Annotated in this window: 15 protein-coding genes; 13 read left to right on the top strand and 2 right to left on the bottom strand. The window is 70.8% G+C overall.

Features of this window, described 5'->3' with window-relative positions:
- The first annotated feature begins 6 nt into the window (after positions 1 to 6).
- Positions 7 to 681, top strand: a complete 675-nt coding sequence (locus tag KDW55_RS09660) for an HAD family hydrolase (RefSeq protein ID WP_038570342.1) — start codon at positions 7 to 9, stop codon at positions 679 to 681.
- Between the two features lie 3 nt (positions 682 to 684).
- On the opposite strand, the gene KDW55_RS09655 is transcribed toward KDW55_RS09660, so the two are convergent.
- Positions 685 to 1392: a succinate dehydrogenase/fumarate reductase iron-sulfur subunit gene (locus tag KDW55_RS09655; protein ID WP_038572111.1), complete on the bottom strand. Its 708-nt coding sequence runs from the start codon at positions 1390 to 1392 to the stop codon at positions 685 to 687.
- A gap of 80 nt (positions 1393 to 1472) precedes the next feature.
- Complete coding sequence (locus KDW55_RS09650) at positions 1473 to 1715, bottom strand: DUF6566 family protein (RefSeq protein WP_038570344.1); 243 nt, start codon at positions 1713 to 1715, stop codon at positions 1473 to 1475.
- 173 nt (positions 1716 to 1888) lie between these two features.
- On the opposite strand from KDW55_RS09650, the gene KDW55_RS09645 reads away from it, so the two are divergent.
- From KDW55_RS09645 to treY, 12 genes are all read left to right on the top strand, one after another.
- Positions 1889 to 2584, top strand: coding sequence for an MgtC/SapB family protein (locus KDW55_RS09645; protein ID WP_038570346.1), 696 nt, complete (start codon positions 1889 to 1891; stop codon positions 2582 to 2584).
- Positions 2581 to 2919, top strand: a complete 339-nt coding sequence (locus KDW55_RS09640) for a hypothetical protein (protein WP_038570349.1) — start codon at positions 2581 to 2583, stop codon at positions 2917 to 2919. The genes KDW55_RS09645 and KDW55_RS09640 overlap by 4 nt, the downstream gene beginning before the upstream one ends.
- A complete protein-coding gene (locus tag KDW55_RS09635) occupies positions 2916 to 5135 on the top strand; it encodes a VTT domain-containing protein (protein ID WP_212160784.1) in 2220 nt (739 codons plus the stop codon). Before KDW55_RS09640 ends, KDW55_RS09635 begins: the two co-directional genes overlap by 4 nt.
- A complete protein-coding gene (locus KDW55_RS09630; RefSeq protein WP_212160785.1) occupies positions 5126 to 5941 on the top strand; it encodes an endonuclease/exonuclease/phosphatase family protein in 816 nt (271 codons plus the stop codon). Before KDW55_RS09635 ends, KDW55_RS09630 begins: the two co-directional genes overlap by 10 nt.
- A 13-nt stretch (positions 5942 to 5954) precedes the next feature.
- Complete coding sequence (locus tag KDW55_RS09625) at positions 5955 to 6443, top strand: phage protein NinX family protein (protein WP_212149072.1); 489 nt, start codon at positions 5955 to 5957, stop codon at positions 6441 to 6443.
- 166 nt (positions 6444 to 6609) lie between these two features.
- A complete protein-coding gene (locus tag KDW55_RS09620) occupies positions 6610 to 10002 on the top strand; it encodes a maltotransferase domain-containing protein (RefSeq protein WP_212149073.1) in 3393 nt (1130 codons plus the stop codon).
- Complete coding sequence (gene treS / locus KDW55_RS09615) at positions 10002 to 13421, top strand: maltose alpha-D-glucosyltransferase (RefSeq protein ID WP_059546022.1); 3420 nt, start codon at positions 10002 to 10004, stop codon at positions 13419 to 13421. The genes KDW55_RS09620 and treS overlap by 1 nt, the downstream gene beginning before the upstream one ends.
- Positions 13418 to 15619 (top strand): 1,4-alpha-glucan branching protein GlgB, encoded by a 2202-nt coding sequence (gene glgB, locus KDW55_RS09610; protein ID WP_038570361.1) that lies wholly within the window; start codon positions 13418 to 13420, stop codon positions 15617 to 15619. The genes treS and glgB overlap by 4 nt, the downstream gene beginning before the upstream one ends.
- A 32-nt stretch (positions 15620 to 15651) precedes the next feature.
- A complete protein-coding gene (gene glgX / locus KDW55_RS09605) occupies positions 15652 to 17766 on the top strand; it encodes a glycogen debranching protein GlgX (RefSeq protein WP_212197929.1) in 2115 nt (704 codons plus the stop codon).
- Positions 17767 to 17775: 9 nt separating this feature from the next.
- Positions 17776 to 19659 (top strand): malto-oligosyltrehalose trehalohydrolase, encoded by a 1884-nt coding sequence (treZ, locus tag KDW55_RS09600; protein WP_212197928.1) that lies wholly within the window; start codon positions 17776 to 17778, stop codon positions 19657 to 19659.
- The gene (gene malQ, locus KDW55_RS09595) at positions 19656 to 22019 is read left to right on the top strand and encodes a 4-alpha-glucanotransferase (RefSeq protein WP_212197927.1); all 2364 of its coding nucleotides are present in this window, start codon (positions 19656 to 19658) and stop codon (positions 22017 to 22019) included. The genes treZ and malQ overlap by 4 nt, the downstream gene beginning before the upstream one ends.
- Positions 22016 to 24784, top strand: a complete 2769-nt coding sequence (treY, locus tag KDW55_RS09590; protein ID WP_212149076.1) for a malto-oligosyltrehalose synthase — start codon at positions 22016 to 22018, stop codon at positions 24782 to 24784. The genes malQ and treY overlap by 4 nt, the downstream gene beginning before the upstream one ends.
- Position 24785 lies beyond the last annotated feature (1 nt).

Genomic DNA, 24785 nt, shown 5'->3' with positions numbered 1-24785 from the left:
AGCTACATGCGCATTGAAACGTCATTTCTGTTCGATCTCGACGGCACGCTCGTCGACAGCGTCTATCAGCACGTACTCGCGTGGAAGGAAGCGCTCGACGCGGAAGGCATCGAGCTGTCGGTATGGCGCATCCACCGCAAGATCGGGATGAGCGGCGGTCTGTTCCTGAACCAGCTGCTGCGGGAGACGGCCGGCGACATCGATGCCGAGCGCGTCGAACGGCTCGCGCGGCTGCATGCGCAAGCGTACCAGCGACTGCGCGCGCAAGTCCGGCCGTTGCCGGGCGCGCGCGAGTTGCTGGCCGCGTTGTCGAATGCGGGCATTCGCTGGGCAATCGCGACGAGCGGACGGATGGAAACGGCGGCGATCAATCTCGAAGCGCTCGGCGTCGATCCGGCGAAGAACGTCATCGTCACGCGCGACCAGGTGAAGTACGCGAAGCCGGATCCCGATCTGTTCCTGACCGCCGCGGCAAAGCTGAACGTGCCGATCGAGCATACGGTGGTCGTCGGCGACAGCATCTGGGACATGCTCGCCGCGAGCCGCTGCCGCGCGCTCGGCGTGGGATTGCTGTCGGGCGGCTACGGCAGCGACGAGCTCGAACGCGCGGGCGCGCTGCGCGTGTATGACGATCCGGCGGATCTGCTGTGGCACCTCGATGAAGTTGCGGCGCGGCCGTGACGCCTAAACCGTCCGCCTGACCAGCATCGTCCGGATCTCCGAAATCGCCTTCGCCGGATTCAGTCCCTTCGGGCACACGTCGACGCAGTTCATGATCGTCCGGCAGCGAAACAGCCGATATGGATCCTCGAGGTTGTCGAGCCGCTCGGCGGTCGCCTGATCGCGCGAGTCCGCGATGAAGCGGTACGCCTGCAACAACCCGGCCGGCCCGACGAACTTGTCCGGGTTCCACCAGTAACTCGGGCACTGCGTCGAGCAGCACGCGCACAGGATGCATTCGTAGAGTCCGTCGAGCTGGTCGCGCTCTTCCGGCGACTGCAGCCGTTCGCGCTCGGGCGGCGTCGAATCGTTGATCAGGTACGGGCGAATCGAGTGGTACTGGTTGAAGAAGTCGGTCATGTCGACGATCAGGTCGCGCACGACCGGCAACCCCGGCAGCGGCCTCAGCACGATCTCGCGCGGCAGCGTCTTCATGTTGGTGAGGCACGCGAGCCCGTTCTTGCCGTTGATGTTCATCGCGTCGGAACCGCAGATCCCCTCGCGGCACGAACGCCGGTACGACAGCGTCTCGTCCTCGCGCTTCAGGCGGCCGAGCACGTCGAGCAACATCCGGTCGTCGGGACCGACGTCGACCGCGTAGCGCTGCATGCGCGGTTCGGCATCGCGATCGGGGTCATAGCGGTAGATCTGGATCGTGCGGGAATCGTTCATCTTGTCCTCCCGGCGCGGTGCCGGCATGGGGTCGCTGGATTTGTCGCCCCCGCGCAAGCGCCGTGCCGGGCGGCCCCGCGTCAGTCGTCGTCGACGCGCTTGTCCACCAGATAGCGGCCGCGCTCCACACCCGCGCGCAGTGCCTCGTCCTCCGTCATCCATTCGGGATTCGTCGACTCCGGCACGTACAACTCGATGCGCGCGCCATCGACGTACACCTGCACCTCATCCGCCCATGCGCCGCGTTCGTTACGCCGCGCCCATACACGAATCTCGTGGCCGCGATACGGGTCGCGGACTTGTGCGTCCGGTTGATGCTGCATGCTGGCCCCCTGTGCTTATCTGCGTTCCCATGAAAAAAATGCGCGCCGCATGACCGGTGCGCACGCCGCCGGCCCCACGCGCACGCGCCGTGCCCGCGCCGCTTCCTCCGGCACGCGCCTTGCGTCCCCATTCATCGAACCGCTCCGGTCCGCCACATAAAAGGGAGGGCACGATGATCGCCCATATCGAACTACTCGGACGCCTGCTGCTCGCCGCGCTGCTCGGCAGCGTGGTCGGGCTCGAACGCGAACGGCTGAACTGGGCCGCCGGACTGCGCACGCACATGCTGGTATGCGTGGGCTCCGCACTCGTGATGCTTGTGTCGATCTTCGGTTTCGAAGACGTGCACGGCCAGAGCGGCGTGGTGCTGGACCCGTCGCGGGTTGCCGCGCAGGTCGTGTCGGGCATCGGCTTTCTCGGCGCGGGCTCGATCCTGCTGCGCGGCGAGGTCGTGCGCGGACTGACGACGGCGGCGAGCCTGTGGGCGGTGGCCGGCATTGGACTTGCGGCGGGCGGCGGCATGTACGTCGCGTCGATTGGCGCGACGGTGATCGTGCTCGCGATCCTCGCCGGCGTGAAGCCGCTCGAGCGGCGCTTCATCGCGCAACGGCAGCAGCGCACGCTGCGGCTCGTCGTCGAGCGCGGCGGCCTCACGCTCGGCACGCTGCACGACGCGCTCGGCACCGGCCGCGTGCGCGTGAAGCGCTTCATCGTCCAGCAGTCGGATGACGATCCGGACACCGACGACATCTCGGTTTCGTTCTCGCGCACGAGTGGCGCGGAATTTGCGGCGATCTGCCGAACGCTGCAAGGCATCGCCGGCGTGCGCACCTGTTGCCCCGACACCTCGTCAAGGAGTTTCGCGTGACCCAGACGGATCTGCTCTCGTATCTCGTGACGAGCCAGCTCGCCGCGCGCATGCGCGGCGGCGCATGGCTCACCGTCAGCCAGCTTGTCGGCGCGCTGCGCGCGTGGCTCGCCTGCCATCACGCCGAATGCGACTGGCTCGACCGGATCCGGATCGCGCACGCGTCCGCGCTGATCGCGGAGGGCATCTACGAGGTCGCGTCCCGGTACGGCGATCCGGACAGCGGCGAGCGCATCCGGATCGATCTCGATGCGCCGGAACTGCAGGCACTGCGCGCGCGCTGCGACGTGCTGCTGCAACGTATCGACGGCGACCGCGACGTCGACGCGCGATGAGCATGCCGGACCGTAATCCGTCCGCCGCGCTCGCGACGGCGGCCCGCGACGACACCGCCGCCGACGCCGCGCGTGCGGCTGCGCCGCTGCGCCACGGGCTGCTCGAGCGCGGCCGCAATTGCGACACGATCCGCCACGCAGACCGCTTCACGATGCTGGTCGACGGCAACGCGTATTTCTCGACGCTGCGCGCGGCGCTGCTGCGCGCGCGCCACACGGTGTTCATCGTCGGCTGGGACGTCGACAGCCGGATGCATCTGTCGCCGGGCGGCGCCGGCGACGGCCTGCCCGACACGCTTGCCGCGTTTCTGCACGCGCTCGCGGTCGCGCGGCACAACCTGCGCATCTACGTGCTCGCGTGGGACTTCGCAATGATCTACGCACTCGAGCGCGACTGGCCGCCGGTCTATCGCGCCGCGTGGCGCGCGCACCGTGGCATCCGCTTCCGCCTCGACGACACGCATCCGCGCGGCGCGTCGCATCATCAGAAGCTCGTCGTGATCGACGACCGGCTCGCGTTCGTCGGCGGGCTCGATCTCACGCGCGCACGCTGGGACACGCCTGCGCACGCCGCCGACGATCCGCGCCGCCGCGACGCGGCCGGAATGCCATACGGCCCGTTTCACGACGTACAGGCGATGTTCGACGGCGACGCGGCCGCGGCAATCGGCGAGCAGGCGCGCGTGCGCTGGTTCAATGCGTGCGGGCGTCCGATCGCGATCCGGGCGCGGCGGCATCTCGATCGCGAGGACGATGTCGACCCATGGCCGCCCGACACGCCGGTCGACGTGCACGACGTGCGGGTCGGCATCGCGTACACGGCGCCGCACCACCGCGGCCGCGAACCGGTGCTGCAGGTGCGCGCGCTCGTCGAGGACACGATCCGCGCCGCGCGTCGCCATCTGTACATCGAGAACCAGTACTTCACGGCGGCGGTGGTGCGCGACGCGCTGTCCGCGCGGCTCGCCGATCCGCACGGACCCGACGTGACGGTCGTCGCGCCGCGCGTGCAAAGCGGCTGGCTGCAGGAAGCGACGATGGGCGTGCTGCGCGCACGGCTGCACGACACGCTGAAGGCCGAGGACCGCTTCGATCGTTACCGGCTGCTGTATCCGCACGTCGACGGCCTCGGCGACGGATGCGTGAACGTGCACAGCAAGATCGCGATCGTCGACGACGAATGCATCGTGATCGGCAGCGCGAACCTGAACAACCGGTCGATGGTGCTCGACACCGAATGCTGCATCGCGCTCGCCGCGGCCGGCGACGCGCGCATCCGCGCGGCGATCGCCGGGATGCGCGACCGGTTGCTCGCCGAGCATCTCGATACGGCGCCGGACGCCGTCGCCGCAGCGCTCGCGCACGCCGGGCGGCCGAACGCCGCGCTCGACCGGCTGCGCGCGAAATCCGGCCGCACGCTGCGCACGCTCGAGCCGACAGTGACGCCGCAGCTCGACGCGCTGGTGCCGGTCAGCGCACGGCTCGACCCGGAGCAGCCGATCGAACCCGACCGCTTCGTGCGCGAGTTCGTGCCGCAGGAGCAGCACCGCTCGCTGACCGCGCGCTTCTTCGTGCTGGGCGCGGCCGTGCTGCTCGTCGCCGCGCTCGCGCTCGCATGGCGTTTCTCGCCGCTCGGCAAGGCGCTGAACGTCGCGTCGCTGGCGCGCGCGGCCGCGCACGCCGCGCAACTGCCGGGCGCGCCCGCGCTGCTGCTCGCCGGCTATGTGGTGGCGGCGACGCTGTCGGTGCCGATCACGCTGCTGATCACCGTGACGGGGCTCGTGTTCGGCGCATGGCCGGGGCTCGCGTATGCGGCCGTCGGCACGATGGTGGCGGCGGCCACGACCTACTGGGTCGGCCGCTGGCTCGGCCGCGACGCGGTGCGCCGGCTCGCCGGCGGGCGCGCGAACCGGCTCAGCGAACACATCGGCCGGCGCGGCGTGGTCGCGATGGCCGTGCTGCGGCTGCTGCCGATCGCACCGTTCACGATCGTGAACCTGGTCGCCGGCGCGTCGCACATCGGCCTGCGCGACTACCTGATCGGCACCGCGCTCGGGATGCTGCCCGGCATCGTGCTGACGGTCACGTTCGCGCACCAGTTGACCGCCGCGTTCAGCCATCCGGGCCCCGGCGCATTCGCGTGGCTCGCCGCGATCGGTGCGGTGCTGGTGGGCGTATCGGTGCTGCTCGTGAGGATGTTGCGACGATGGCGCTGAGCCGGGAACCGGCCCCGCCGCCGGACATCGTGACGTCGGACGGCCCGCCGGCCGCCGCACCGGGCGGCCGCGACCTGCGGATCGCGACGTACAACATCCACGGCGGCTACGGCGCGTGGCCGGCACGCGCGGTCGACCGGATCGCGGCGGTGATCGACGAGCTCGACGCGGACGTGATCGCGCTGCAGGAAGTGCCGCTCGGCGGCACGCGCGCGCCGGACGTGCTCGCGCACCTGCGCGACGCAACGGGAATGCACGCAGCGGCCGGCCCGACGATCGACACGCCGGAGCGCCGTTACGGCAACGCGGTACTGTCGCGCTGCCCGATCCGCGCGGCGCGCACGCTCGATCTGTCGTTTCATCAACGCGAGCCGCGCGGCGCGCTCGACGCGGACATCGACTGCGGCGCCGGGATGCTGCGTGTGGTCGCCACCCATCTCGGGCTGTCCGCGAACGAGCGCAGCGCGCAGGTTCAGCGGCTGCTCGCCGCGTTCGACACCGGCGCGATGCCGGTCATCCTGATGGGCGACATCAACGAGTGGTTCGTGCGCGGCCGCGCGCTGCAGGCGCTGGTCACGCGGTTCCGCCGCGCGCCCGCGCCGCGCACGTTCCCCACGGTGTGCCCGGTGTTTTCGCTGGACCGGATCTGGATCCATCCGGGCGAACTGCTGGTCGACGTGAACGTGCACCGCAGCATGCTGGCGCGCCATGCGTCGGATCACTACCCGCTGGTCGCGCGCATGCGTGCGCTGCCGGCGTCGGGCACGCCGATTGCGTCCGCAGCGTTTCGTCCTGACGGAACCTGATGGAGCGTTGCCCATGCGAACCGACGAACTCGCCGGACCTGCCCTCGATTACTGGTGCGCACGTGCGTTGTGCGCGGCCGACGACGACACGCTGTCGTTCACGGCCGTCGGCCCGAAAGTGATCGTAACCGCCGCGTGCGACGCGCTGCGGCGCCTCGACACGCATTTCGCGCCGTCTGCGTCATGGGCGGACGCGGGTGCGGTGCTGGAACGCGTCGGCGATTTGCGGATCGCGCGCCACGGCGACGGCGTCGAATGCGATGCGTGTTTCATCGACGGCCCGTCGACCTGCGCGGCGCGCGCGCCCGACCTGCGCACCGCGTTGCTGCGCGCGTTCGTGCGTGCGCGCTTCGGCGACGAAGTGGACACGCCGCCGGCGTTCGCGCACCGGATCGAGCGCGGTGTGCCGGTGCGCTACGACCCTGGTGTGCCGCTGCCGGAATCCGACGACGACCCTGCCGTCGGCGACAGCGCGGACATCCGCTCGATCCCGCGGATGTGACGCGCGCGCCGCACCGGTCCGGCCGGCCGCACCGCGGCCATGTAAAAAAGGACAGCATGGCCTGCACGGCATCCCGCATGCGCTTCGCTGCGCCGTGGCCGCGCATCGGGCACGCCGGTTGCGACGCACCCCCGTCACCGATCGCCGCCGCTCACATCCGCCACCCATGAACGCCACACCACCTTTCGCCCCGCACCTGTACTTTTGCGACGCCCGCCTCGTCGGACCGCTCGACGCGTGGCCCGACACGTTCGCGCATATTGCGGGCATGGGCTTCGACCACGTGCTGATCGGCGGTTTCTGGGCCGCCAGCGTCGCAGGCTTTCCGCGTCATGTCGCCGACTTCCACCGGCCGGCCGCGACGTTCGCAACCCGCGCCGGCGCACTGGAAACCTTTTCGCGGCTCGCACAGCTCGCGCGCGGCCACGGGCTGCGCGTGATGCTCGAAGTCGTGCCCGACCGCATCGCGCGCGACAACCCGCTGCGCGCCGAGCATCCGGAGTGGTATGTCGAACGCGCGCACGACGACGCGCTGATCGATCCGCGCAGTGCCGCCCACGAGCAGGACGTCGCGCATGCGCAGGTCGGCGACGACGCGGTGCGCGACGCGCTGTCCACGTGGTGGTGCGCGCTGCTGACGACTTACGCCGACGCCGGCGCGGCCGGCTTCCTGATCGACGCGCCGCATCATCTGCCGCCCGCATGGTGGCCCGGCTGGCGCAATGCGCTGCGCCGCGCGCGCCCGGACGTCGCGATACTCGCCAGCGTGCCCGGCCACGCGCGCGACGCGCTCGCGCAACTCGAAACGGCGGGCTTCGACGCCGTGTTCTCGTCCGCGCGCTGGTGGGATCTGCGCTCGCCGTGGTTCGCGGACGAACACCGGCTGCTGCGCCGGATCGGCTCGCCGATCGCGTTTCCGGACGCGTTCGACGGCCCGCGCCTGGCCGACGACTGGCACGACGCGCCGCACGAAACGATCGTCCGCGCGTATCGCCGCGCGCTGTGGACGGCCGCCGCGCTCGGCACCGGCTGGCTCGTGCCAATGGGCTTCGAGCGCGGCGTCGCGACGCCGCTGATGGCGCGCGACGCGGACGCCGCGCGCTATCGCGCCGCGTTCGACGGCGCGCGCTTCGACCTGTCCGGCGCGATCGCCGACGCGAATGCTTGGCGCCGTGCGACACCGTTGGCGGGCTCGCGCGGGGAAATCGCGCAACTGAGCGCGCCGGGCGCAAGTGCGACCGTGCTGCTGCGCGGGATCGGCGCGTCGCTCGAACACGACGACACGGCGCTGCTGATCGCGCTGAACCCCGACCTCGATGCGCAAGCGCGCGTCGATCCGGCGGCGATCCTGCCCGGCGTGCCCGGCGGCTTCACGCGCGTCGCTGCGCCCAATGGCGCACGCAAGCGAGCGCCGGTCGCACTGGACGCGTTCACGCTCGAACCGGGCGGCTACGCGCTGCTCGAAGCGTCGCGCGCGCCGCCCGCGACCCGGCGCACCAGCGCCGCGACCGAACGCACCGCGCTGTCCGCCGCGCTCGCGGCCGACCGGATCGCGATCGAACGCGTCGAGCCTGCCGTCGACGGCGGCCGCTTCGCGATCAAGCGCGTGATCGGCGAAACGCTGGTTGTGCACGCATCGATCTTCACGGACGGCCATGCGCATCTCGCTGCCGCGCTGCAATGGCGCGCGGACGACGAGGACGACTGGCGCGAGGTGCCGTTCGTCGCGGAACCGAACGACCGCTGGCACGCGCGCATCGCGCTCGACCGGCTCGGCCGCCACGCGTTCCGCGTGATTGCGTGGCGCGACGACTGGACGTCGCTCGTCACCGACGTCGCGAAAAAGCGCGCGGCCGGCCTGGACGTGACGCTCGAAGTGCGCGAAGCGCAACTGCTGCTCGCAACCGCCCTGAAGCGCGCCGAGCCGGCCGATCCGCGCGCGATCGCGCAAATTGAGCGGCTGGCGGCCGAGTTCAAGGATGCGTCGCCCGACGGCCGGCTCGCGCTGCTCGACTCGCCGGCGCTCGCCGAAGCGGTCGCGGCGCTGCGCTACCGGCCGTTCGTCACCCATGACGAAACGGTGTATCCGGTCGACGTCGAACGCCGCGCGGCGCGCTTCTCGAGCTGGTACGAGATGTTCCCGCGCTCGGCCAGCAACGACGCGCACCGGCATGGCACGTTCGACGACGTGATCGCGCAACTGCCGCGCATCCGAGACATGGGTTTCGACGTGCTGTATTTCCCGCCGATTCACCCGATCGGCACGACCGCGCGCAAGGGCCGCAACAACACGCTGAAGGCGGGCCCCGACGACGTCGGCAGCCCGTATGCGATCGGCTCGCCCGACGGCGGCCACACGGCCGTGCATCCGCAGCTCGGCACGCTTGCGTCGTTCCGCACGCTCGTTGCCGCCGCGCACGCGCAGGGGCTCGAGATCGCGCTCGACTTCGCGATCCAGTGCTCGCCGGACCACCCATGGCTCGCCGAGCATCCGGGCTGGTTCGCGTGGCGGCCCGACGGCTCGCTGCGCTATGCGGAAAATCCGCCGAAGCGCTACCAGGACATCGTGAATCCGGACTTCTACGCGCCGGACGCGCTGCCCGGCCTGTGGCTCGCATTGCGCGACGCGGTGCTGTTCTGGGTCGAAACGGGCGTGCGGATCTTCCGCGTCGACAATCCGCACACGAAGCCGCTGCCGTTCTGGGCGTGGATGATCGCGGACGTGCGCGGCAAGCACCCGGACGTCGTGTTCCTGTCCGAGGCGTTCACGCGGCCGGGGATGATGTACCGGCTCGCGAAGGTCGGCTTCTCGCAGTCGTACACGTACTTCACGTGGCGCGAGTCGAAGCGCGAGTTCATCGACTACCTGACCGAGCTGACGGCCGGTCCGCCGCGCGAGTTCTTCCGGCCGAACTTCTTCGTCAATACGCCCGACATCAATCCGCGCCACCTGCAGAACGCGCCGCGCTCGCAGTTCGTGATCCGCGCGGCGCTCGCGGCAACGCTCGCCGGCTCGTGGGGGATGTACTCGGGCTTCGAGATCGGCGAATCGGCGCCGCTGCCCGACAGCGAGGAATACGCGGACGCGGAGAAGTACGAGCTGCGCGCGCGCGACTGGAGCAAGGCCGCGCACATCGGCGGCGAAATCGCGCGGCTGAACCGCGCACGGCGCGACAATCCGGCGCTGCAGACGCATCTCGGCGTCACGTTCGTCGACGCGGACAACGAGCAGGTGCTCGTGTTCGTGAAGGCGACGCCGGCTCACGACAGCGTCGTCGCGGTCGCGATCAGCCTCGATCCGTGGCATCCGCAGGCGGCCAATTTCACGCTCGACGCGTCGCTGTGGCGCGGCCTCGGGCTCGTCGACGGCGAACCGCTCGACGCGCTCGAACAGGACGCCGCGCACGCCGAAACCTGGCGCGGGCATCGGCAATACGTATCGCTCGACCCGCACGTGCGGCCGTATGCGATCTGGCGGCTCGCGCCGTCTCCCGGCGCCGCGCGAGCCGCGGCGCCCGATCCGGGCGAGGCCCGGGGCCCTTCCGGAGCACATGCATGATGAAACGTGAAGATCCGCTCGACGACGTGCGCCGCGCGCAATTCCCGTCGCTCGCACCGGCCGGCACGCCGCGGCGCCGCCGTTCGCGGCGCCGCGCGCCCGCGCTGAGCGCGGACGATCCGCTGTGGTACAAGGACGCGATCATTTACCAGGTGCACGTGAAGTCGTTCTACGACTCCAACAACGACGGGATCGGCGATTTCCCGGGCCTGATCATGAAGCTCGACTACATCGCCGAGCTAGGCGTCGACACGATCTGGCTGCTGCCGTTCTACCCGTCGCCGCGCCGCGACGACGGCTACGACATCGCCGACTACCGCGACGTGCATCCCGACTACGGCACGCTCGCCGACGTGCGGCGCTTCATCCGCGAAGCGCATGCGCGCGGCATTCGCGTGATCGCCGAGCTCGTGATCAACCACACGTCGGACCAGCATCCGTGGTTCCAGCGCGCGCGACGCGCGAAGCCCGGCTCGATCCATCGCGACTACTACGTGTGGTCCGACACCGACACGAAGTATGCGGGCACGCGGATCATCTTCCTCGACACCGAAACGTCGAACTGGACGCACGACCCGGTCGCCGGCCAGTACTACTGGCATCGCTTCTACTCGCACCAGCCGGACCTGAACTTCGACAACCCGGCCGTCGTGCGCGAAGTCATCCAGGTGATGCGCTTCTGGCTCGACCTCGGCATCGACGGGCTGCGGCTCGACGCAGTGCCGTACCTCGTCGAGCGCGAAGGCACCAACAACGAAAATCTGCCGGAGACGCACGCGATCCTGAAGCTGATCCGCGCGACGATCGACGCCGAGTACCCGAACCGGATGCTGCTCGCCGAAGCGAATCAGTGGCCGGAGGACGTGCAGGAGTATTTCGGCCACGAGGACGAATGCCACATGGCGTTCCACTTTCCGCTGATGCCGCGCATCTACATGTCGATCGCAAGCGAGGACCGCTTTCCGATCGTCGACATCATGCGGCAGACGCCCGCGCTCGCGCCGAGCAACCAGTGGGCGGTGTTCCTGCGCAACCACGACGAGCTGACGCTCGAGATGGTGACCGACTCGGAGCGCGACCTGCTGTGGCAGACCTATGCGTCCGACCGGCGCGCGCGGCTCAATCTCGGGATCCGGCGCCGGCTCGCGCCGTTGATGGAGCGCGACCGGCGCCGCATCGAGCTGATCAATTCGCTGCTGCTGTCGATGCCGGGCACGCCGGTGATCTACTACGGCGACGAACTCGGGATGGGCGACAACATCCACCTCGGCGACCGCGACGGCGTGCGCACGCCGATGCAGTGGTCGTCGGACCGCAATGGCGGCTTCTCGCGCGCGGACCCTGAATTGCTGGTGCTGCCGCCGGTGATGGGCTCGCTGTACGGCTATGACGCGATCAACGTCGAGGCGCAAACGCGCGACCCGCATTCGCTGCTGAACTGGACCCGCCGCATTCTCGCGACGCGGCGCGCGACGCAGGTGTTCGGGCGCGGCACGATCCGCTTTCTGCGCCCCGAGAACCGCAAGGTGCTCGCCTACCTGCGCGAGCTGGACGGCCACGAGCCGGTGCTGTGCGTCGCGAACCTGTCGCGCGCGTCGCAGGCGGTCGAGCTCGATCTGTCGGAGTTCGCGGGCCGCGTGCCGATCGAGATGACGTCGGACTCGCCGTTTCCGCCGATCGGGCAGCTCACGTACCTGCTCACGTTTCCGCCGTACGGATTCCTGTGGTTCGTGCTGTCGGAGCATGGCCGCGAGCCGTCGTGGCGCCAGCCGCACGCGGAGCCGCTGCCGGAATACGTGACGATCGTGATGCGGCGCGGCGACGTGCAGCCCGACGTCGGGCAACTGCACACGCTCGCGCACGACGCGCTCGCGTCGTGGCTCGCGCGGCGGCGCTGGTTCGCATCGAAGGACCGCAAGATCGGCAACGCGTGGCTGAACGTCGTCACGCCGATCCCGGACGAGCCGTTCCAGTACGCGGAAGCGTGGGTGTCGGCGAGCGACGGCGGCGCCGAACGCTACGTCGTGCCGCTCGCCGCCGCATGGGGCGGCGAGACGTCGCATCCGCTGTTTGCGCAGCTCGCGCTCGCGCGCGTGCGGCGCGGTCATACGGTCGGCTACCTGACCGATGCGTTCGCGCTGCCGTCGTTCGCGCGCGGGATATTGCGCAAGCTGCGCGACGGCGCGACGGTGCCGACGTCCGACGGCGGCCGCCTCGACTTCCTGCCCGAGCAGGCGCTCGCGTCGCTCGATCCCGGCGACGACGCCGAGGTGCGCTGGCTCGCGGCCGAACAGAGCAACAGCTCGCTCGTGATCGGCGAATCGATCGTGCTGAAGCTCGTGCGCAAGGTCGCGCACGGGATCCATCCGGAAGCGGAAATGAGCCGCTACCTGACGCGCATCGGCTATGCGAACACCGCGACGCTCGCCGGCGAAGTCGTGCACGTCGATCCGGACGGCAGACCGCATACGGTCGCGATCCTGCAACGCTACGTCGACAACCAGGGCGACGCATGGACGCGTTCGTTCGACTTCCTGAAACGCGCGGTCGACGAGCTCGCGCTGCCGGCGGCCGGCGACGGCGACGCGGCCGAGCCCGACGGCGAGCCGGACGCGCTGCTCGGCTACGCAGCGTTCGCAGGCATCGTCGGCACGCGGCTCGGACAGCTGCACGTCGCACTCGCGCAGGCGTCCGACGACCCGGCGTTCACGCCGGAGCGCGCGACGCCGGAACACGTCGACGGCTGGTGCGTCGATGCGATCGCGTCGTTCGAGCACGCGCTCGACGTGCTCGGCACGCGGCTCGACGCGCTCGAAACGTTGGACCCGGCCGCGCGCGCCGCCGCCGGCACGCTGCTCGCATCGCGCGACGCGGCCGTGCAGGCGCTCGGCGAACTCGTGCCGCGCACGCTCGACGCGCAATGCATCCGCATTCACGGCGATTTCCATCTCGGCCAGGTGCTCGACGTGCAGGGCGACGCGCTGCTGATCGATTTCGAGGGCGAGCCCGCGCGTGCGCTCGAGCGCCGCCGCGCGAAGTCGCATCCGCTGCGCGACGTGGCCGGCTTCCTGCGCTCGCTGTCGTACGTCAGCGCGACCGCGCAATTCGCGATCGAGAAGGCGCCGCCGCAGACGGCCGGCCGCAAGCGCGCGCTGTTCGACCGCTTCGGGCAGGCCGCCGCGGACCGCTTCGTCGACTGCTATCGCGCGGCGGCCGACCTCGCGCCCGAGCGCTTCGTCGATCCGCACTACGCGGATCGCCTGCTCGCGCTGTTCCTGATCGACAAGGCGTCGTACGAGCTCTGCTACGAAGCCGCGAACCGCCCCGACTGGCTCGGCGTGCCGGTCAGCGGCCTCGCCGCGCTCGTCGAGCGCCTGCTCGCCGCCGACCGCGCACCCGACCAAGGAGGCCACCGATGACCGACACGCTGTTCGACCGCCGCGATATCGATGCGCTGCTCGCCGGCCGCCACCCGGATCCGTTCGCGTGCCTCGGCCCGCACGGGCATGCCGGCGGGACGGTCGTACGCGCGTTGCTGCCCGGGGCGCGGCGCGTGCGCGCGGTGACGCCCGACGGCAGCGAGCTCGGCACGCTCGCGTGCGTCGACGATGCCGGCTGTTTCGCCGGGACGATCGCTCATGACGGCCACTACCGGCTCGCGATCGACTGGCCCGACGCACGCCAGGTCACCGGCGACGCATACGCGTTCGGCACGCTGCTCGACGACGCCGCGCTCGCGCGCTTCGCGGCCGGCGACCCGGACGCGGTGCTCGAATGCCTGGGTGCGACGCCGACGCGCGTCGACGGCGTCGACGGCGTGCGCTTCGCGGTGTGGGCGCCGAACGCGCAGCGCGTGTCGGTGGTCGGCGACTTCAACGCGTGGGACGGCCGCCGCCACCCGATGCGGCTGCGGCGTCCGTGGGGCGTATGGGAAATCTTCGTGCCGGACATCGGCGCGGGCGAGCGCTACAAATACGAGCTGTGCGCGAGCGACGGCCGTGTGCTGCCGCACAAGGCCGACCCGTGCGCCCGCGCGACCGAGGCGCCGCCGCGCACTGCATCCGTCGTCGCCGATACGGCCGCGCTCGACGGATTTGCGTGGCACGACCAGGCATGGATTCACGCGCGGCCGCATCCGGATCGCCGTTTCCGGATGCCGTGGTCGATCTACGAAGTGCATCCGGAGTCGTGGCAGCGCGTGCCCGAAGAGATGGACCGCAGCTCGACGTGGGACGAGCTTGCAGAGCGGCTGATCCCGTACGTGAAGGGAATGGGCTTCACGCACGTCGAGTTCATGCCGATCTCCGAATACCCGTTCGGCGGCTCGTGGGGCTATCAGCCGCTCGCGCAATTCGCGCCGTCCGCGCGCTTCGGGCCGGTCGACGGCTTCGCGCGCTTCGTCGACCGCGCGCATGCGGCCGGCATCGGCGTGATCGTCGACTGGGTGCCCGCGCACTTTCCGAACGATGCGCACGGGCTCGCGCAGTTCGACGGCAGCGCGCTGTACGAGCACGCCGATCCGCGCGAAGGCATGCATCCGGACTGGAACACCTGCGTGTTCAACCTCGGGCGCAACGAAGTCGGTGCGTTCCTGATTGCATCCGCACTCGCGTGGGCGCGCCGCTATCACGTCGACGGCATCCGCGTCGACGCCGTCGCGTCGATGCTGTATCGCGACTATTCGCGCAAGGAAGGCGAATGGGTGCCGAACATGTACGGCGGGCGCGAGAACCTCGAATCGGTCGCGTTCCTGCGCGCGCTGAACGACACGCTGCACGGCGAGCGCGCGCCGGCCGGCGTCGTCACGTTCGCCGAGGAATCGACCGCATGGCCGGGCGTCACCGCATCGACCGGCGACGGCGGGCTCGGCTTCGACTTCAAGTGGAACATGGGCTGGATGCACGACACGCTGTCGTATCTGCGCGAGGATCCGATTCATCGCCGCTATCACCACGACCGGATGACGTTCGGGCTCGTGTACGCGTTCTCCGAGCGCTTCGTGCTGCCGCTGTCGCACGACGAGGTCGTGCACGGCAAAGGCTCGCTCGCGGTGAAGATGCCCGGCGACGCTTGGCAGCGGCTCGCGACGCTGCGCGCGTATTTCGGTTTCATGTGGGCGCATCCGGGCAAGAAGCTGCTGTTCATGGGCAGCGAATTCGCGCAATGGTCCGAATTCGCGCACGACGCGACGCCGCACTGGGATCTGCTCGACGCGCCCGCGCATCGCGGCGTGCAGCGGCTCGTGCGCGACCTGAACCGCGCGTACGCGGCCGAACCGGCGCTGCACGCGCTCGATTGCCACGCGGCAGGCTTCGCATGGCTGATCGGCGACGATCGCGACAACAGCGTATTCGCGTTCGCGCGCCGCGACGATACCGGGCGGCTCGTCGTCGCCGTCTGCAACTTCACGCCGGTGCCGCGCGCCGGCTATCGGGTCGGGCTGCCCGCGCCCGGACAGTGGCGCGAACTGATGAACACCGATGCCGCCGTGTACGGCGGCACCAATGCCGGCAACGACGGCGCCGTGTGGGCGGAGAACGTGCCCGCGCACGGCGAGCAGTGGTCGGCCGCCTTGCGACTGCCGCCGCTGGCGACCCTATGGCTCAGCCCGGCTTGATGCCCTGCACCCTCGACACGGAGATACGCCCCATGCCGACCGCCCTGCCCGACCGTCTCGAACCCGGCCGCAGCTATCCGCTCGGCGCGACCTGGGACGGCCTTGGGACCAACTTCGCGGTGTTTTCCGCTCACGCCCACCGGATCCAGCTGTGCGTGTTCGATTCGACCGGCCGCAAGGAACTCGCGCGGCTCGACCTGCCCGAATGCACCGACGAGGTATGGCACGGCTACCTGCCGAACGCACATCCGGGCACGGTGTACGGCTTTCGCGCGGACGGCCCGTACCAGCCGCAGCACGGCCATCGCTTCAATCCGACCAAGCTGCTGCTCGACCCGTACGCGCGCAAGCTGGTCGGCCACTTCCGCTGGTCGGACGCGCTGTTCGGCTATCGCGTGCATTCGAACCGCGCGGACCTGTCGATGGACCGCCGCGACTCGGCGCCCGCGATGCCGAAGGCGGTGGTCGTCGACGAGGCATTCGACTGGAGCAACGACCGGCGCCCGGACGTGCCGTGGCGCAGCACCGTGATCTACGAGACGCACGTGCGCGGCGCGTCGATGCGGCGCGCCGGGCTGCGCGCGCCCGAGCGCGGCACGTTCGCGTCGCTCGCGCATCCGGCATTCATCGATCACCTGCTGGCGATCGGCGTGACGACGGTCGAGCTGCTGCCGGTGCATGCGTTCCTGCAACAGCGCGCGCTCGTGAATCGCGGGCTGCGCAACTACTGGGGCTACGACACGGCCGCGTTCTTCGCGCCGGAGCCGTCGTACCTGTCGACGCGCAGGCTCGACGAGATGCGCATCGCGATCCGCCAGCTGCATGCGGCCGGCATCGAAGTCGTGCTCGACGTCGTCTACAACCATACGTGCGAAGGCAACGAGCTCGGCCCGACGCTGTCGTGGCGCGGCCTCGACAACGCGAGCTACTACCGGCTGCGGCCGGACGACCCGCGTTATCACGTCGACGAGACGGGTTGCGGCAACACGCTGAACATGTCGCATCCGCGCGTGCTGCAGATGGTGATGGATTCGCTGCGCTACTGGGCGACCGCGTTCAACATCGACGGCTTTCGCTTCGATCTCGGCGTGACGCTCGGCCGCGAGGATCACGGTTTCGAGCCGGGCTCGGGATTTTTCGACGCATTGCGGCAGGACCCGGTGCTCGCGCAGCGCAAACTGATCACCGAACCGTGGGATCTCGGCCTCGGTGGCTACCAGCTCGGCAACCATCCGGCCGGCTTCGCCGAATGGAACGACCGCTTTCGCGACACGGTGCGGCGCTTCTGGCGCGGCGATGCGGGCCAGCGCCCGGAGCTCGCCGCACGGCTCGCCGGTTCGGCCGACCTGTTCAATCACCACCGGCGCCGCACGTGGGCGTCGGTGAATTTCATTACCGCGCACGACGGGTTCACGCTTGCCGATCTCGTGTCGTACGCAGGCAAGCACAATGAAGCGAACGGCGAGGACAACCGTGACGGCCGCGACGACAACTGCAGTGCGAACTGGGGCGTCGAAGGGCCGACCGACGACGCGGCGATCCGCGACCTGCGTGCGCGCGTCGCGCGTTCGATGCTCGCGACGCTGTTTACCGCGCTCGGCACGCCGATGATCGTTGCCGGCGACGAGTTCGGACGCACGCAGCACGGCAACAACAACGCGTATTGCCAGGATAACGAACTGTCGTGGCTCGACTGGGATCTCGCGCGCAGCGACGACGGCGTGCAGATGACGCGCTTCGTGTCGCGGCTCGCCGCGATGCGGCGCATGTATCCGGTGATGTCCGCGCCGCGTTATCCGAACGGCGACCTCGACGGCGCGCCCGGCATGCGCGAGATCGGCTGGTTCGACGAACACGGCGAGGAGCTGAGCGTGCCCGCATGGGAGGACGGCGAGCGCCGCGCGCTGACGATGCGGCGCGTCGGCACCGGCCGCACCGGGCGCACCGAGGCGCTGCTCGTGATGTTGAACGCCTCGGCCGACACGATCACGTTCAAGGCGCCCGCGCCGCTGCTCGACTATCGCGTTCTGCTCGACACCGCGACGCCCGACGCCGGTCCGCGCTCGTGGCCGGAAGGCGGCCTCGACGTCGCCGCGCATGCGGCCGTGATTGCGGTCGCGGCCGTGCCACCCGACCTGCCCTCGTAAGGAGCCGCCATGACGTCACGTTCCGCCCTTTCGTCCGGCACGCATGCGTTCGCTTCGTCGTTCGGCGCGACCTGCGTCGATGCCGCGCACACGCGCTTCCGGCTGTGGGCGCCCGCGAGCCGCACAGCAACGGTCGTGCTGAACGACGAACAGCGCGTCGCCATGCAGGCCGCCGGCGAAGGCTGGTTCGAGGCGATCGCACCGTGCGGGCCGGGCACGCTCTATCGCTACCTGCTCGACGACGACCTGACGGCGCCCGATCCGGCGTCGCGCTTTCAGCCGTATGACGTGCACGGGCCGAGCGAGGTCGTCGATCCGGCCGCGTACCGCTGGCGCAACGACGCGTGGGCCGGCCGGCCGTGGCACGAGACGGTGCTGTACGAGTTGCACGTCGGTGCGTGCGGCGGCTATGCGAACGTCGAGCGCTGGCTGCCGGCAATCGCAGCGCTCGGTGTGACCGCGATCGAGCTGATGCCCGTCAACACGTTCCCGGGCACGCGCAACTGGGGCTACGACGGCGTGCTGCCGTTCGCGCCCCACGCATCGTACGGGCGTCCCGAGGAACTGAAGTCGCTGATCGACACCGCGCACGGCCTCCGGCTGCAGGTGTTTCTCGACGTCGTGTACAACCACTTCGGCCCCGACGGCAACCTGTTGCCGCGCTATGCGCCGCAGTTCTTCCGCGCGGACCGGCACACCGCGTGGGGACCGGCGATCGACTTCTCGCGCCCGCAGACGAGCACGTTCTTCATCGACAACGCGCTGTACTGGCTCGACGAATTCCGCTTCGACGGCCTGCGCATCGACGCCGCGCATGCGATCGACGACGATGCATGGCTGCGCGAGCTCGCCCGGCGCGTGCGCGCGTATGCGGGCAACGCGCGGCACGTGCACCTGGTGCTCGAAAACGAACGCAATGCGGCGAGCCTGCTCGGGCCCGGCAGCTTCGACGCGCAGTGGAACGACGATTTCCACAACAGCGCACACGTGCTGCTGACCGGCGAGCGCGAAGGCTACTATCGCGCGTACGCCGACGCGCCGCTGCGCCATCTCGCGCGCACGCTCGGCGAAGGGTTCGCCTATCAGGGCGAGCCGTCGCCGCTGCATGACGGCGCGCCACGCGGCGAACCGAGCACGCATCTGCCGCCGACCGCATTCGTCACGTTCCTGCAGAACCACGACCAGATCGGCAACCGCGCGTTCGGCGAGCGGCTGCGTGCGCTCGCCAACGACGACGCGGTGCGTGCGGCCACTGCGCTGTTGCTGCTCGCGCCGCAGATTCCGCTGCTGTTCATGGGCGAGGAAGACGGCAGCACGCAGCCGTTTCAATTCTTCACCGACTATCGCGACGAGCTTGCGGACGCCGTGCGCGAAGGCCGCCGCCGCGAGTTCGCGGCATTTTCCGCGTTCGCCGATCCCGCGCATCGCGACGCGATTCCCGATCCGAACGACATCGGCACGTTCGTGCGCTCGTCGCCCGGTCACGCGGACGTCGACGCGTGGCCCGACGGCGACGCATGGCGCGGCTTCTACCGCAGCGCCTTGACCGTGCGCGCGGCGCTCGTGACGCCGCACCTGCCCGGCGCGCACGCGCTCGGCGTCGAGCTGCTGGCCGCCGACGGCGACCGCGACGGCGACCGCGACGCGGTGGCGCTCGTCGCGCGCTGGCGGCTCGGCGATGGCAGCACGCTGACGATCGCCTTCAATCCCGCGTCGCAAGACGCCGTGCTGACCGCGCTGCCGGTCGGCAAGGTCATATTCGAGACGCCGCCGCGCGCGCGCGACCGGCTGCCCGACCGGCGGCTGCCGGCGCGCGCCTGCCTCGCGTGGCGCGACGGCGCGGTCAACTACGATGCGCTCACTCACCGCGCGAACGGACACACACGCCCATGACGACCGACGTACCGATCGACGAACTCGCGCGCGCAGCCGGCCTGGAGCCCGACTGGATCGACGCCGCCGGCGTAGCGCGGCGCGTGGACGACGACGCGCTCATCGCGCTCGTCGACGCGCTCGGCTGGCCGTGCGGCACGCCGGTCGAGCGGGTCGACAGCGCGGCCGCGCTCGTCGATGCGCACGACGCACCACCGCGGCTCGTCACCGGCGACGCCGGTGTGCCGCTGCGCCTGCCGCACACCGCCGCACCGCCCGGCGCGCGCTTCCGGATCGCGCTCGAATCCGGCGACTACGTCGACGGGCGCGTGGGCGGCGCCGGCGAGCGCGGCACGCTGCCGGCGCTCACGCTGCCCGGCTATCACGCGCTCGACATCGGCGAGCAGCGGATCGCGCTGGCGATCGCGCCGCCGCATGCACGGCCGTTCGACGGGCAGTTCGATGCGGACCGCGCGCGCAACGCCGAGCCGCATGCGCTGCGCCGCTGGGGCATCGCGGCGCAGCTCTACAGCCTGCGCCGCACGAACGACGACGGCGCGGGCGACTACACGGCGCTCGCCGGTCTCGCGTCGCAGGCGGCGCAGCACGGTGCACACGCGATCGCGATCAGCCCGACGCACGCCGGCTATCCGGCGCTGCCCGAACATGACAGCCCGTATTCGCCGTCGTCGCGGCGCTGGCACAACGTCGCGTATCTCGACAGCGACGCGGTGCCCGGCGCCGATATCGTGCGGCGGATGTACGGCGACGCCCAACGCGCCGCGCCAGCTGCCGACACGCCGCTGATCGACTGGCCGCACGTGCTGCCGCACAAGCTGCGCCGGCTGCGCGCGTGCTTCGACGCATGGCGCGCGAACGGCGAACCGTCGCGCGACGCGTTCGAACGGTTCCGCGCGGCGGGCGGCGCAGCGCTCGACGCGCACGCACGCTTCGATGCGCTGCAGGCGTTCTGCATCGAACACGGAATCGGCGCGGACTGGCGGCAATGGCCGGCGCAATGGCGGATGCCCGCATCGCCCGAAGTCGACGCGTTCGCGCACGCGCATGCCGACACGGTCGCGTTTCACACGTTCCTGCAATGGTGTGCGTCCGACGCGCTCGGCCACGCGCAGCATGCGGCGCGCGATGCGGGAATGGCGATCGGGCTGATCGCCGATCTCGCGGTCGGCTCCGATCGCGCGGGCAGCGATGCGTGGGCGCACGGCACGACGCTGCTGCGCGGCGTGTCGGTCGGCGCGCCGCCCGACCTGTTCAATGCAGAAGGCCAGGCGTGGGGCGTGACGACGTGGACGCCCGCGGCGCTGCGCGAGCACGCATTCGCGCCGTTCGTCGAGCTGTTGCGCGCGGCGTTCGCGCATGCGGGCGGCATCCGCATCGATCACGTGCTCGGGTTCGCGCGGATGTGGGTCGTGCCGGACGGTGCGTCGCCGCGCGACGGCGCATATCTGCGTTACCCGCTCGACGATCTCGTTCGGCTCGTCGCGCTGGAGGCGTCACGGCATCGCGCGGTCGCCATCGGCGAGGATCTCGGCACCGTACCGGCGGGTTTCCGCGAGCGGCTGGGCGCACAGGGCATCGCCGGGATGCGCGTGCTGTGGTTCGAGCGTGAAGCGGACGGCGCGTTTCGGCGGCCGGGCGCATGGGATCGCGATGCGATCGCGATGACGTCGACGCACGATCTGCCGACCGTATCCGGCTGGTGGCGCGGAGTCGATCTCGAGTGGCGCCGGCGTGTGGACGCGAACGACGACCACGCGCGCAATGCCTGCGGCGACGTCGGGCTTGCTGCCGCCGCACACGGCTCCGCGTGCGACGAACGGACCCGGCCGTGCCTGCGCGGCGATAACGACGATGACGGCAATCGCGGCGACACAGGCGCCAGCGGAGCCGGCGCCGGCACGCAAGCGCCGCACGACACGTCGCCGCCCGACCCGGACCTCGCGGCATTGGCCGAATCCGGCGCGTCTGTCGGCTCCGGCTCCGGCTCCGGCTCCGTCGACCCCGACACCGGCGCTGAAGCCAAAGCCGACGCCGAACGCGGGGCCGATCGCGCCGCGCTGTGGCGCGCGTTGCAACAGGCCGGATGCGCGGAGTCCAACGACACGATGCCGGCAGCCGATGCGCCGCCGGTCGACGCCGTACTTGCGTACGTCGCACGCAGTCCGGCGCCGCTCGCGATCGTGCCGCTCGAGGACTTGCTCGCGCTCGACGCGCAGCCGAACCTCCCCGGCCCGCCGTGCGGCCATCCGAACTGGCTGCGCCGACTGCCGCGCGCGGTCGACGCGCTGTTCGACGCCGGCGTGCGCAAGCGTATCGACGCGATCGAGCACGCGCGCCGCGTGCCGGAGGAGGACGCATGACGCCGCGCGCGACCTTGCGGTTGCAATTGCATGCGGGCTTCACGTTCGACGACGCGGCCGCGCACGCAGACTACTTCGCGCGGCTCGGCGTGAGCCACCTGTACCTGTCGCCGATCACGACGGCCGAACCCGGTTCGCTTCACGGCTACGACACCGTCGACCATCGCGCAATCAGCGCGGAGCTCGGCGGCGAGGCCGGCTTCCGGCGACTCGTCGATACGCTGCGTGCGCGCGGCCTCGGCGTGATCGTCGACATCGTGCCGAACCACATGGGGGTCGGCGGCACATCGAACGGCTGGTGGAACGACGTGCTCGAATGGGGGCCGGCGAGCCCGTACGCGCACTACTTCGACATCGACTGGCATCCGCCCGATGCCGCGCTCGACGGCAAGGTGCTGCTGCCGTGCCTCGGTGCGCCGTACGGCGACGCGCTCGCCGCCGGCGACATCTCGCTCGGCGCCGATGCGTCGGCCGGCCGGTTCTTCATTGCGTGCCCGGGCCGGACGCTGCCGGTGGCCGCATCGACGTATGCGGAAATCCTGCGCATCGCGAACCGCGCAGACCTGAACGCGCTGGCCGAACGCTTCGCCGCCGCACCGGTGCGCGGCAGCGCGCGCCTTGCGGCCGCGCACGCGGCGCTGCGCGACTACGCCGCCGCGCAGGGCCCGCATGCGTTCGACGCGATATTGCGCGGCGCCGATCCGCGCCGCGCGCGCTCGCGCGCGTGCCTGCACCACCTGCTCGAACGCCAGCATTACCGGCTCGCATGGTGGCGCACCGCCGCCGACGAGTTGAACTGGCGGCGCTTCTTCGACATCGCGACGCTCGCAGCGGTGCGCGTCGACGACGATGCGGTGTTCGACGCGGTGCACGCGCTGCCGCTCGCATTGCATGCGGCCGGCGACGTCGACGGCCTGCGCGTCGATCACGTGGACGGCCTCGCCGATCCGCGCGCGTATTGCCGCCGCCTGCATGCACGGCTCGCCGCGCAGCGCGACGCCAGGCCGTACATCGTCGTCGAGAAAATTCTCGCGCCGGACGAGGTGCTGCGCGACGACTGGCACGTCGACGGCACGACCGGCTACGACTTCATGAACGACGTTGCCGCGCTGCTGCACGATCCGGCCGGCGCGGAGCCGCTTGCCGCGCACTGGGCGGCCGTGTCCGGCTCCGCGCGCCCGTTCGCCGACGAAGCGGTCGCCGGCAAGCGGCGCGTGCTGAAGCGACAGCTCGCCGGCGAGCACGAGCGTGTAGCGCGCGCATTGCACCGGATCGCGCGCGCGACGCCGGCGACGCGCGACGTGAGCCGTATTGCGATTCATCGCGTGCTGGGCGAGCTCGCCGTGCATCTGCCCGTCTACCGGATGTATCCGGTGCACGGCGACGAGCCGGGCGGCGCCGATCGTCGCGTGCTCGAACGCGCGTACGACGCCGCATGCGCGGCGATCGACCCGTCGGACCGCCAAGCGCTCGACCGCGTCGCCGGCTGGCTCGGGCTGCCCGGCGCACGCGTGCCGCGCGCCGATGCCGCCGCGCTCGTCGCCGCCCGCGTCGCGTTCGCGCAGCTGACTGCGCCGCTTGCGGCGAAGGGCGTCGAGGACACGGCCAACTACCGGTATGGCCGCCTGCTGTCGCGCAACGAAGTCGGCGCGGACGCAGGCGAGTTCAGTCTGTCGCGCGGCGCGTTCCATGCGCGCAACCGGCGGCGCGCGCGCACGGTGCCGCACACGCTCGTCGCGACGGCGACGCACGACCACAAGCGCGGCGAGGATGCGCGCGCACGGCTCGCGGTGCTGAGCGAAGTGCCGGATCTGTGGCGCACGGTGTCGCTCGACTGGTCCGCGTTGAACCAGCGGCAACGCGGCGGCGCGCATCGCGATCTCGCGTGGACGCCGGGGCCGGCCGCCGAAGCGATGCTGTACCAGACGCTCGTCGGCTGCTGGCCGCCGGCGCTCATGCCCGACGATGCGGCCGGCCTCGCAGCGCTCGCCGAACGCGTGGTGCGCTGGCAGACGAAGGCGCTGCGCGAAGCGAAACGGCATACGGACTGGCTCGCGCCCGACGCGAACTATGAACGCGCTTGCGAGCAGTTTGTCCGCGCGATCCTGACGCCGCACGGCGCCGGGGATTTCGTGCACCGGCTCCATGCGTTCGTCGCGCGGATCGCGCCGGCCGGCGTCGTCAACAGTCTCGCGCAGGCGGCGCTGCGAATGGCGTCGCCGGGCGTGCCCGATCTGTACCAGGGTACCGAGTTATGGGATCACTCGCTCGTCGATCCTGACAACCGGCGCGACGTGCCGTTCGCGATGCTCGCGGCCGAGCGGGTTGACGAACCGGTCGCCGCGTATCTGCGGACGTGGCCCGATGCGCGCGTCAAGCGGGCGCTGGTCGAACGGATGCTCGCGCTGCGCGCACGCTGGCCGCGCGCGTTCGCGGACGGGGCATATGTGCCGCTGCGCGTGCGCGGCGGGCTCGGGCGGCATGCGGTGGCGTTCGCGCGATGCGGCGAAGGAGTGACGATCGTCGTGGTCGTGACGCGGCTCGCGTGCCGGTTGCTCGGCGAAATGCCGGAATTGCCGCGCGTCGAACCGACGGCATGGCGCGAGACGGCGGTCGTGCTACCGCGCGGTGCGCCGACGCGCTGGCGCGACTGGCTGAGCGACGGAGACGAAGTCGATGCATCGGACGACGGCGCACTGCCGCTCGATCGGTGCCTCGCGGCGCTGCCGGTGGCGGTGCTGGTGGCGGCACGCGGCCGCGATTGAT

It is taken from the genome of Burkholderia sp. AU19243, assembly GCF_018148075.1.
Lineage (GTDB): Bacteria > Pseudomonadota > Gammaproteobacteria > Burkholderiales > Burkholderiaceae > Burkholderia > Burkholderia latens_A.
Note: the sequence above shows the minus strand (reverse complement) of the source record. Positions and strands in the feature narration are given on the sequence as shown.

What these genes read in the sequence shown, in the direction of transcription:
- treS (WP_059546022.1), top strand. Translation starts at nt 10,002, where the DNA reads ATGAAACGTGAAGATCCGCTCGACGACGTGCGCCGCGCGCAATTCCCG.
- glgX (WP_212197929.1), top strand. Translation starts at nt 15,652, where the DNA reads ATGCCGACCGCCCTGCCCGACCGTCTCGAACCCGGCCGCAGCTATCCG.
- KDW55_RS09650 (WP_038570344.1), bottom strand. Translation starts at nt 1,715, where the DNA reads ATGCAGCATCAACCGGACGCACAAGTCCGCGACCCGTATCGCGGCCAC.
- treY (WP_212149076.1), top strand. Translation starts at nt 22,016, where the DNA reads ATGACGCCGCGCGCGACCTTGCGGTTGCAATTGCATGCGGGCTTCACG.
- KDW55_RS09635 (WP_212160784.1), top strand. Translation starts at nt 2,916, where the DNA reads ATGAGCATGCCGGACCGTAATCCGTCCGCCGCGCTCGCGACGGCGGCC.
- KDW55_RS09645 (WP_038570346.1), top strand. Translation starts at nt 1,889, where the DNA reads ATGATCGCCCATATCGAACTACTCGGACGCCTGCTGCTCGCCGCGCTG.
- treZ (WP_212197928.1), top strand. Translation starts at nt 17,776, where the DNA reads ATGACGTCACGTTCCGCCCTTTCGTCCGGCACGCATGCGTTCGCTTCG.
- KDW55_RS09630 (WP_212160785.1), top strand. Translation starts at nt 5,126, where the DNA reads ATGGCGCTGAGCCGGGAACCGGCCCCGCCGCCGGACATCGTGACGTCG.
- KDW55_RS09660 (WP_038570342.1), top strand. Translation starts at nt 7, where the DNA reads ATGCGCATTGAAACGTCATTTCTGTTCGATCTCGACGGCACGCTCGTC.
- malQ (WP_212197927.1), top strand. Translation starts at nt 19,656, where the DNA reads ATGACGACCGACGTACCGATCGACGAACTCGCGCGCGCAGCCGGCCTG.
- KDW55_RS09620 (WP_212149073.1), top strand. Translation starts at nt 6,610, where the DNA reads ATGAACGCCACACCACCTTTCGCCCCGCACCTGTACTTTTGCGACGCC.
- KDW55_RS09655 (WP_038572111.1), bottom strand. Translation starts at nt 1,392, where the DNA reads ATGAACGATTCCCGCACGATCCAGATCTACCGCTATGACCCCGATCGC.
- KDW55_RS09625 (WP_212149072.1), top strand. Translation starts at nt 5,955, where the DNA reads ATGCGAACCGACGAACTCGCCGGACCTGCCCTCGATTACTGGTGCGCA.
- glgB (WP_038570361.1), top strand. Translation starts at nt 13,418, where the DNA reads ATGACCGACACGCTGTTCGACCGCCGCGATATCGATGCGCTGCTCGCC.